Annotated in this window: 11 protein-coding genes; 7 read left to right on the top strand and 4 right to left on the bottom strand. The window is 64.8% G+C overall.

Features of this window, described 5'->3' with window-relative positions; translation table 11 throughout:
• From ACE3PP_RS01435 to ACE3PP_RS01420, 4 genes are all read left to right on the top strand, one after another.
• On the top strand, positions 1-586 hold a 586-nt coding region (locus tag ACE3PP_RS01435; RefSeq protein WP_374377393.1), incomplete at its 5' end, for a nicotinate-nucleotide--dimethylbenzimidazole phosphoribosyltransferase.
• Between the two features lie 57 nt (positions 587-643).
• Positions 644-1,822: a DNA glycosylase AlkZ-like family protein gene (locus tag ACE3PP_RS01430; RefSeq protein WP_374377392.1), complete on the top strand. Its 1,179-nt coding sequence runs from the start codon at positions 644-646 to the stop codon at positions 1,820-1,822.
• A 23-nt stretch (positions 1,823-1,845) separates the two neighbouring features.
• Positions 1,846-2,130: a hypothetical protein gene (locus tag ACE3PP_RS01425; RefSeq protein ID WP_374377391.1), complete on the top strand. Its 285-nt coding sequence runs from the start codon at positions 1,846-1,848 to the stop codon at positions 2,128-2,130.
• Positions 2,131-2,216: 86 nt separating this feature from the next.
• On the top strand, positions 2,217-3,533 hold the full coding sequence (locus ACE3PP_RS01420) for a sensor histidine kinase (protein WP_374377390.1): 1,317 nt from the start codon (positions 2,217-2,219) through the stop codon (positions 3,531-3,533).
• Here ACE3PP_RS01420 and ACE3PP_RS01415 read toward each other — a convergent pair.
• Positions 3,481-4,281: an ABC transporter permease gene (locus ACE3PP_RS01415; RefSeq protein ID WP_374377389.1), complete on the bottom strand. Its 801-nt coding sequence runs from the start codon at positions 4,279-4,281 to the stop codon at positions 3,481-3,483. The genes ACE3PP_RS01420 and ACE3PP_RS01415 overlap by 53 nt on opposite strands.
• Positions 4,278-5,042, bottom strand: coding sequence for an ABC transporter ATP-binding protein (locus tag ACE3PP_RS01410; RefSeq protein ID WP_374377388.1), 765 nt, complete (start codon positions 5,040-5,042; stop codon positions 4,278-4,280). Before ACE3PP_RS01410 ends, ACE3PP_RS01415 begins: the two co-directional genes overlap by 4 nt.
• Positions 5,043-5,185: 143 nt before the next feature.
• Here ACE3PP_RS01410 and ACE3PP_RS01405 point away from each other — a divergent pair, with 143 nt between their 5' ends.
• From ACE3PP_RS01405 to ACE3PP_RS01395, 3 genes are all read left to right on the top strand, one after another.
• Positions 5,186-6,592: an ActS/PrrB/RegB family redox-sensitive histidine kinase gene (locus ACE3PP_RS01405; protein ID WP_374377387.1), complete on the top strand. Its 1,407-nt coding sequence runs from the start codon at positions 5,186-5,188 to the stop codon at positions 6,590-6,592.
• A 37-nt stretch (positions 6,593-6,629) separates the two neighbouring features.
• On the top strand, positions 6,630-7,196 hold the full coding sequence (locus ACE3PP_RS01400; RefSeq protein ID WP_374377386.1) for an ActR/PrrA/RegA family redox response regulator transcription factor: 567 nt from the start codon (positions 6,630-6,632) through the stop codon (positions 7,194-7,196).
• A gap of 157 nt (positions 7,197-7,353) precedes the next feature.
• Positions 7,354-7,842: an NUDIX domain-containing protein gene (locus ACE3PP_RS01395; protein ID WP_374377385.1), complete on the top strand. Its 489-nt coding sequence runs from the start codon at positions 7,354-7,356 to the stop codon at positions 7,840-7,842.
• 79 nt (positions 7,843-7,921) lie between these two features.
• Here ACE3PP_RS01395 and ACE3PP_RS01390 read toward each other — a convergent pair whose 3' ends face one another.
• A complete protein-coding gene (locus ACE3PP_RS01390) occupies positions 7,922-8,317 on the bottom strand; it encodes a DoxX family protein (protein WP_374377384.1) in 396 nt (131 codons plus the stop codon).
• A gap of 116 nt (positions 8,318-8,433) precedes the next feature.
• Positions 8,434-9,762, bottom strand: a complete 1,329-nt coding sequence (locus ACE3PP_RS01385) for a UbiH/UbiF/VisC/COQ6 family ubiquinone biosynthesis hydroxylase (RefSeq protein ID WP_374377383.1) — start codon at positions 9,760-9,762, stop codon at positions 8,434-8,436.
• Between the last annotated feature and the right edge of the window lie 31 nt (positions 9,763-9,793).

Raw genomic sequence — 9,793 nt, 5'->3', positions numbered from 1 at the left:
GGCCTATGGCATGATGTCGGTCGAGCCCGGCGTCGATCTTCTCTGTGTGGGTGAGATGGGCATCGCCAACACGACGGCGGCCTCGGCCATCGCCGCCGCTCTCTTCGGCGGCACCGGCACCGATTGGGCCGGCCCCGGCACGGGCGTCCACGGCGCGCAGCTTTCCCGCAAGGCCGAGGTGATCGATCTGGGTCTGGCCAAGCACCGCGCCATCTTCAACGACCCGCTGGCGATCCTCGCGGCACTCGGTGGGCATGAACTGGCCGCCATCACCGGCGCCGTCATCGCCGCCCGCATCGCCCGCGTGCCGGTCCTCCTCGCTGGTTTCGCGACCACGGTTGCGGCCTCGGTCCTCCTCACGCTCGACCCGACCGCGCTCGACCACTGTGTCGTGGCGCATTGCTCGGCCGAGCCCGGCCATCGCCGACTCTTGGAGAAAATTGCCAAGAAGCCGCTGCTTGATTTCGGCATGCGGCTGGGCGAGGCTTCCGGCGCTGCCTTGTGCATTCCGATTCTGCGCGCGGCGGCCCTCTGCCACAGCGGCATGGCGACCTTCGCCGAAGCCGGTGTCAGCGATAAGGATTGATACCGCCAACTCGGCATAGTCCGCGCCGGCGGACTATGCCGCAACTGAGTTGGTGCCATGTCCCAAGATCTCGCCCGCGCTTTTCTGCTCGACCGCCTCGGCCTGCGCGGTCCCTTGTGGCGGGCCGAGGATGCCGGCAAGCGCGCGGTCGGGCTCGGCATGATGCAGATCGACAGCATCCGCTCGACCGGGCTGCGCAATCATGAGATCGCCTGGATGGCGCGCACCGATGCGCCCATTGCATCGCTCTACGATCTCTATTACCGCGACCGCGCGATGCTGGAGACGCATTACCCGCTCTTCGCGACGCGGCGCGATTGGGTCCCCTATCTCCTCAAGGATTTCTCCAAGGCGGTCAATCAGGACCAGCTGAAGGAATTCCGCCCGCTGATGCGCAAGGTGAAGAAGCATATCGAGGCGAACGGCCCGGTCTCGCCGGCCGATCTCGAGTCAGAGCGCGTTGTCGGTGGCTTCAACACGATCAAGGCGACGACGCGGGCGCTCGAATATCTCTATCACACGGGCCAAGTGCAGATCAGCGGGCGCACCCAGAACTTCCATCGCCTGTTTGATTTGACCGAACGCGTGGCGCCCGAACTCCTGACACCCGTCGCCGACTATCGCAGCGCGCACAAATCCTTCTTCGTGCATTCGGCCCTGTCGGTCCTGAAGCTGGCGACGCCACGGCAATTGGCCGAGCGCGTCTCGCATCATGTCGGCACCTGGCGCGGCGGCATGGCGGTGGCGAAAAAGGCCATCGACGACGCGCTCGACCACCAGCTGATCGACTGGATCGAATCGATCGAAGGCGAGAAGCAGCACCGCTATCTGGCGCTGCGCTCCGATCTCGACCGTTTCATGGCCGGCATTCCGCCGCAGGACGATCTGGTGCGCCTTGTCCCGCCGCTCGACAATCTGATGTTCAACCGCCGCCGCTTCACAGAGTTGTTCGGCTTCACCTACAAATTCGAAGCTTACACGCCCGAAGATCAGCGCCGCTTCTATTTCGCCATGCCGATCCTTTACCGCGACCGGGTCGTGGGGCTTATCGACGGCCGCAAGGAAGACGGCACCTGGCGCATCACCGGCCTCGACCTGATGCAGGACGTGCCGCTGGAACATTTGCGCGCCGCCATCCACCGCTTCGCCCGTATCGCCGGCTGCGAAAAAATCGCCGCCGCCCCCGGCCTCGGCAAGGCCCAGCGCGCGGCATTGTTGGGGAAGATCGACAACTGACCGCAAGCAGACGGGGCCGGGCCATGACCGACGATATCGCGACACTCATCGCCAACGGCGCCAAGTTGCGCACCCGTGACCGGCGCGACATTGTGGATCTCACCGTCGATGCCGACGGGATCGGCGGCAGCGTGCCGATGGTCGGTCCCTGCCGCTGGCACCGGGACGGCCGCTTGCTCGGCTCCCCGGGCGGAAGTGCCGGTCCGCTCGACTTGGTCCCGGCACCCAACCCGGCATCGGCGCCGAACCGCGCGTCAATTCAAGAGGCACTGTCGGACCCGCTAGCACGAAATTCCTGCTGCGATTGACGGAATCCCATCAAACACACACGATGGTATAGGCACCTATCCAGGCTGTCATCCCGCTGTCACGGCCTCATGGCACAAGAACAGCCATGTTGCAGACGAAGGTGGATATGAGGCCGGAACCGCAGGAACGGAGCGAAGCTGAGCTGCGCCCGGCGGAAATCGCGGCCATCGAGCCCGCGAGCCAGGTCCGGGCCTTCACCCTCATGGCACGGGAATTGGCCTCGCCTGCCCCGGCAATCCGCCCGGAGACGACCGGCGCCAAGGTGCTGGAAATCTTCCGCAGCAACACCGCGTTGCCCTTACTGGCTGTCGCCGACGAAACCGGCATCGTCTATGGCGCCATCGAGCGCGACCGGCTGCTGCAGGTCTTCGCGCAGCCGCTCTGGTTCGACGTCTATTTCAAGCGCTCGATCCTGCCGCTCATGAACCGCGCGCCGCTGGTCGTCGACGAAACGACACCGCTCGACGAGATCAAGCGTCTTATCACCGCGGCCCATCCGGAAGCGATCCAATCCGGCTTCCTGGTGACACGCGCCGGCCGCTTCAGCGGCATCGGCACCATGTCGAAGCTCCTCGAACTCACTGTCGAACAGGCGCATCGCCGCCTTGAACAGTTGAGCGAGGCGCGCCATGCCGCCGAATTCGCCGCCGCTTCCCGCGCGCGCTTTCTTGCGACGATGAGCCACGAACTGCGCACGCCGCTCAACGCCATCATCGGCTTTTCCGAATTGCTGCTGGGGATGCCGGGGGCCGGTCGCGATGCACCGCAGCTTCCCGACTATATCGATGACATAAGGCTCAGCGGTAAACATCTCCTCGGCCTCATCAACGACATTCTCGATTATTCCAAGCTCGAGGCGGGCGCCCTCACTTTGAACGCGCAGGAATTCCAGCTCGACGAGATGCTGCATTCGGCAATGGGTGTGACGCGCGGCCAGGCCGCTGCGCGCAACGTGCGCCTGGAGCTTGAAGAAATGCCGTCGCTGCCTGTCCTCGCCGACGAGAGGCGCTTGCGTCAGGTGGTGATCAACCTCATCTCCAATGCCATCAAATTCTCAAGCGGCGGCGATACGGTCACCTTGCGCGCGCAATGCGATCTGGCGGGTTCGCCGGTGATCGAGGTGGTCGACCGCGGCATCGGCATCGCCGCTGACGATATGGAGCGGATCTTCGAACCGTTCGTCCAGGTTGAAAACCATCTCAACCGCAAGAATGAGGGAACGGGTCTCGGCCTGCCGCTGTCGCGTCAGATCATGGCGCTCCACGGCGGCACGCTGCATCTCGTCTCGACACCAGGTCAGGGCACGATCGCCGTCATGACCCTGCCGCCGCAAAGCCTGCTGCCTTCTGTTACTCACCCACCTGCAGCAGCAGCCCCAGCTTCCGCGCCTGCCCAAAGCTGAACAGATAGACGGCCATCCCGCCCACGCAGAGGATGGCATTGAGCCCCACCGCCGCCAGGAAATGGTCCCACGGGAAGATCCCGTGGAAAAGGACCGCGCGCATGCCCTCAAAGACATGGGTCGAGGGCAGCGCCAGCGCGAAGGCATGCGCCCAATCGGGCAGGGCGGTGAGCGGATAATAGACGCAGGAAAAAGGCGCCATGAAGAAGACCAGGAACCAGGCCATGTTCTCGGCCGCAAGGCCATAGCGCAGGATCATCGCCGCGACGATGAGGCCAAGCCCGCAACCCATGATGAGCAGGTTGAAGAAGAAGGCGAGAAGCGGGATCCCCAGCCCGAAGATGGAGAAATCGTAGAAGGGAATGGCGAGCAGCATCGCCGGCAGCACGCCGATCAGCGCGCGCACGAAGGACATCGCCACCAGCGATAGGATATGTTCCAGCGGCGAGAGCGGCGAGCAATAGAGGTTGGCGAGATTGCGCGACCACAATTCCTCGATGAAGGAAAGCGAGAAGCCGAGCTGCCCGCGAAAGAGCACATCCCACAGCAGCACGCCCGCGATGAGCACGCCGAATGCCCCGGCGATATAGCTCGAATTGGTGGCGAGGAACTGCGACAGGAATCCCCAGATCACCATCTGCATGGTCGGCCAATAGGCCATTTCAAGGAGGCGCATCGGCGAGCGACGCAGGACATAAAAATGCCGCTGGCACAAGGCGCCGATGCGGTTGAGAGAAATGGCCGTCATGCTTCCACCTGTGCCATGTCGCCGGTGCGGCGGTCCCGGGCGATATCGAGAAAGACGTCCTCGAGATTCTGCCGGCCGAAGCGGTAGAGGAGATCCGCCGGCGTGCCGCGATCGACGATACGGCCCTTGCGCATCATCAGCACCTCGTCGGCCAAACGCTCGACTTCCGCCATGTTGTGCGAGGCAAGGAGGATCGCCGCCCCCGTCTCGCGCTGATAGGTCTCGAGATAGTGCCGCACCCAATCCGCCGTATCGGGATCGAGCGAGGCGGTGGGCTCGTCGAGGAGCAGCAGTTCCGGCCGGTTGAGGAGCGCCTTCCCCAGGGCTACGCGCGTTTTCTGCCCGGCCGACAGCGAACCGAACCGCCGATCCAGGAGGGCGGTGAGATCGAGCGCCGCCGCAATCTCCGCGATCCGCGCCGCCGGCTGCTTGACGCCATAAAGCTTGGCGAAGATGACGAGGTTTTCCCGCGCGGAGAGGCGGTGCGGCAAATCGACATAGGGGGAGGAGAAATTCATCCGCCCCAGAACCTTCGACCGGTGCCGGGCGATGTCCTCACCGAACAGGGCGACGCTGCCGGACGTGGGCATGAGGAGACCGAGCAGCATCGAGATGGTGGTTGTTTTTCCCGCCCCGTTGCCACCCAGCAATGCGACGGTTTGCCCTGCGGCAACGGTAAAATTGACACCATCGACGGCGCGCAGCGCACCGAAGGATTTGGCGAGGTCGCGGACCTCGATGATGATCTGGGCGTGGCTCATGGATCGCGGGGGAGGCTGCCTTGGAGGGTCGGAAAGGAATGACGACCTGTGCCTTGATAGCCCATTTCAGGGGCTTGGTTAAGGGCGAGTACGTAAAACACGCAGGTTGAAAATCCCGCGCAACCTGCCATTGATGCCGTGTCATGAGTGAGGTTTTTGCACCGCAGAAAGCGGCCGACCCGGCCGAAGCCGACACACCGGCCCGCTTGCGCCCGACCCGACGCCCAGGTCGCGGCCGCGTTCGGCTGCGCACGCTGCTGGCCATACGCTGGGTGGCGGTCGCCGGCCAGGCGGCCTCGCTCGCCATCGTCGATTTCGTCCTCGGCTATCCGATCCCGCTGCTGCCAGCGGCCCTCGCCGTGGCGGCCCTGGCCGTCGCTACCCTGGTGCCGCAGGTCCGCCGCAAGTCGAATGCCCGCCTCAACGACCGGGATTCGGCACTCTATTTCGCCTTCGACATGGTGCAGCTCTCGGTCCTCCTCTTCCTGACCGGTGGTCTCCACAACCCGTTTTCGCTGCTGCTCCTCGCCCCCGTCACCGTGTCGGCGGCGGCCCTGAGCTTCCGCTCGACCCTGGGCCTCACCGCCCTTGCCATCACCTGCATCAACACGCTCGGCATCTTCCACTACCCGCTGCCCTGGCCCGATGGCAGTTTCGACCTGCCGCCGGTCTTCGTCTTCGGCCTGACCATCGCCCTCGTTCTCGCCGTTGTCTTCATCTCGGTCTATGTCTTCAAGGTGGCAGAGGAATCGCGCCGTGTGGCCGATGCGCTGATGGCGGTGCAATCGGCGCTCGATCGCGAACAGCGCATTTCATCGGTGGGGGCGCTGGCCGCCGCCGCCGCGCACGAGCTGGGCTCGCCCTTGGGCACCATCTCGCTCATCGCCAAGGAACTGACGCGCGATTTGCCGACCGACTCGCCCTATCGGGGCGATGCCGAATTGCTGCTGAGCCAGGCCAACCGCTGCCGCGACATCCTGGCGGAAATCGCGGCGCGGCCGGAACAATCCTCGCAAGGCCATTTCCACGTCCTTGCCGCCCCGCTCCTGGTCGAGGTGGCGGCCGAGCCCTTCCGCCGGCCATCCGTCGCCCTGCGCATCGAGACGCGCTCCGAGGGCGGCGAGCAGGAACCGCCCATCATGCCGCGCCGGCCCGAGATCATGCACGGCCTCGGCAATCTGTTGCAGAACGCCATCGAGTTCGCGCGCGAGGAAGTTCAGGTGCTCATCACCTGGTCGCGCCACGAGCTCAGCATCACCATCACCGATGACGGTGTCGGCTTCCCGCCCGATCTCCTCGACCGGCTGGGCGATCCTTATGTCTCGGCCACGCTGGGGCGCGGCAGCAAGCTCGGTGCCCGGCAATTGGCAGCTGCCACGGGGCGGGCCCCCACGGCACGCAAGGGCGATCATATGGGCCTTGGCATCTTCATCGCCCAGAACCTGCTGGAACGCTCCGGTGGCTCGGTCCAGTTCGGCAACAATGAATTCGGCGGTGCCGAAGTGAAGGTGATTTGGCCGCGCAGCGCCTTGAAACCCGATGTAAACTAGAAACGACGCGCGACCCGAAAGGATCAAGTGAGGTGACATGAACGACAAGCCGGAACACCAGAACCCGCTCGCCATCGGCGAGAAGACGCTGCTCATCATCGACGACGACACGCCCTATCGGCAGCGTCTCGCCTTGGCGATGGAAAAGCGCGGCTTCCAGGTGACGCAGGCGGAAAGTGTCGATGCCGGCATCGCCGCCGCCAAGGCCAACCCGCCGCGCTTCGCCGTGGTCGATCTGCGTCTCGCCGACGGCAGCGGCCTCGACGTCGTGCCGGAGATCAAGAAGACCCGGCCCGATTGCCGCGCCGTCATCCTCACCGGCTACGGCAATATCGCGACCGCCGTCGCCGCCATCAAATCCGGCGCTGTCGACTACCTGCCCAAGCCAGCCGATGCGGACCAGGTCGAAGCGGCCCTCCTCGACCATAAGGACGCCCTGCCGCCGCCGCCCGAACAGCCGATGACCGCGGACCGCGTGCGCTGGGAGCATATCCAGCGCGTCTACGAGCAATGCGACCGCAACGTCTCGGAAACCGCGCGGCGCCTGCGCATGCATCGCCGTACCCTGCAACGCATCCTGGCGAAATACGCCCCCAAGGCTTGACGCAACGGGGACTTGATGCAACGGGAGGCGTGATGCGATCACGTGATCGGTCGTGCCACTCGCAACAAACGCCGGTTCATCATATCGTCATGCCCGGGTCCAAAATGGATCCGGGCATTTTTCATTCGGGCATCTTTATTGAGGAGCGCCGGCCGGCATGAGCTTCGTCGACAGCTACGTCTTTCACCTGCGCAAGAAGATCGGCAACGATCTGCTGCTGCTGCCGGGCGCCTCCTGCCTCTTTGCTGATTCTGCCGGCCGGTTGCTGCTGGAGCGGCGCAGCGATTTCGGCATCTGGGGCATTCCCGCCGGCAATCCGGAACCGGGCGAGGATATCGTCACCGCGATCCGGCGTGAGATGCTGGAAGAGACGGGGGCAGAGATCGAAACCTTCGTTCCCTACGGCTTCGCCTCGGACCCGACGACCAAGACCATCACCTTTCCCAACGGGCATCAGTGCCAGTACTTCGCCATGCTGTTCTGCGCCGATTGGCCGGCGGGCATCGCGCCGGTGCCGTCCGCCGAATCATTCGAATTCGGCTGGTTCCTGCCGGACCAACTGCCGGAGCAGATGATGATATCCACCCCGTCCAGCATCGCGGCCTATCTGCGCTTCCGCGCGACGGGCCGGTTCCAGATGATCTGAGAGGAGGGACTGCCGCAGTCGCTTCTCTCCTGTCATCCCCGCCTGAAGCGGGCCATGACAAGTGAACGCGTGGCGAACCCTACTCTTTCCCCATCTTCGCATCGAGGCTCCACGGGCCGGGGCCGGCGAAGAAGAGATAGAGGAAGACGAAGCAATAGAGGATCGCCGCGTCGCCGCCATTGAGGGCCGGGTAGAAGCTCTGCGGCGCATGGGCCATGAAATAGGCACCGGCCATCGTGCCGGAGGCGATGAAGGCGGCAGGCCGCGTGAAGAGGCCGAGGGCGATCAAGGCACCGCCCACCAGTTCAACCCAGCCCGCGATCCAGGCCGGCGAGCCCGCCGGAAATTCCATGCCGAGGGTCGGGAAGCCCAGATGCTTGCCGGTGCCGTGCACCAGGAAGATGAGGCCGGCGACGATGCGCAGGATGCTGAGGATTTTCGGTGCGTGCGGTGCCAGGCTGGTGCGAAGCGACATGGAAACCCTCTTCCCTTCTGGTGGCAATTGGGAGGGAGAAGATAAAAGACCGACTCCGCGCCCGCCAAGACGCGCGCGCGTGAACCCTGTCGATGACCTTAGTTTTGCTGTGCCTTCTAGAGCCGCTCGCCACGCACCAGGCGCGGCAGATCGCCGACGACACCCATCGCGTGGCGCATGGCCAGGCGCTTCAACGGCTTTGCCTTGTTGAAGAGGAAGAAGCCGATATCGCGCGCTAGGCGAATGGGCGGGATGTCGTTGGAGAAAAGCCGCGTGAGGCCGTCCGTCACCGCCAGCATCATCAGATTGTCGAAGCGCCGCCAGCGCGCATACCGCTCCAGCACCGCGAGGCTGCCGAGGTCGAGGCCGCTCCGCCACGCATCGACCAACACTTCGGAAAGGGCCGCCACGTCGCGGACACCCATGTTGAAACCTTGGCCCGCGATCGGATGCATGCCGTGCGCGGCATCGCCGGCCAGCGCGAAACCTTCCTGGATATAGGTCTCGGCCAAGATCATCTTCAGCGGATAGGTGAAACGCGGACCGATGGGCCGGATGCGTCCCAGGGTCGGGCCGAAGCGGCGTTCGATCTCGCGACCCAGATCGGCATCGTTGAGACCGAGCAGCATCGGGATGATGCGCGCATCCTCGGTCCAGACGATGGAGGAGCGATGGCGCGTGCGGCCCGCTTCGTCGACATCGTCGGTCATCGGCAGCATGGCGAAGGGGCCGATGGGCAGGAAATGCTCGTGCGCCACACCGCCATGCGGCTTCTCATGGGCGACCGTGCAGACGATGGCGCTGTGCTTGTAGCCCAGTTCCTTGACGCCGATCCCCGCCATGCGGCGCATGGAAGATTGACGCCCGTCGGCGGCAATGACGAGGCGCGCGCGGATCGAGCGGCCGTCGGTCAGGGTGGCAAGGTTGCTGCTGCCGCCAAGTTCCAGCTCGGCAACGCGCATGCCGGGGATATGCGTCACCGCGGGAATCTCGGCGAGGCGCTTCAACAGGCCCATACGCACGGCACGGTTCTCGATGATCCAGCCGAAGGGCGGCGCTGCACCGTCGGCGGGCGCCCCCGGCACCGAACCCGGCGGCAGATCGGCAAAATGGTAATGGACGAAGAAGGGGCTCGCCTCCCGGTACTGCCAGCCGCCGTCGGAGACGCGGATATCGCGAATGGGCTCGGCCGCCGGCGCGATATAATCCCAGGCGCCGATGCCGGAAAGCACCTGCTGCGAGCCATAGGCGATGGCCGAGGAACGTCCGTCGAAGGCTTCCGCCGTGAGGTCGGGCAGCTTTTCCGATTCGACCAGGACGACCGGCACGCCGGCCCCGCCGAGGGCCGCCGCCATAGCCATGCCGACCAGCCCGCCGCCGACGATAAGGACTTCTGCGGAAAGGGTTTCCGCGCCCGGATGCGTGGTTAATGCGATCTCGCTCATGGGCCGCACAATCCCGGTTTACGGCGCTTAT

Origin of the sequence: Dongia sp. (genome assembly GCF_041910485.1) — a bacterium.
Taxonomy (GTDB): Bacteria; Pseudomonadota; Alphaproteobacteria; order Dongiales; family Dongiaceae; genus Dongia.
The sequence above is the reverse complement of the archived record's forward strand: the minus strand, read 5'-3'. Positions and strand labels throughout refer to the sequence as shown.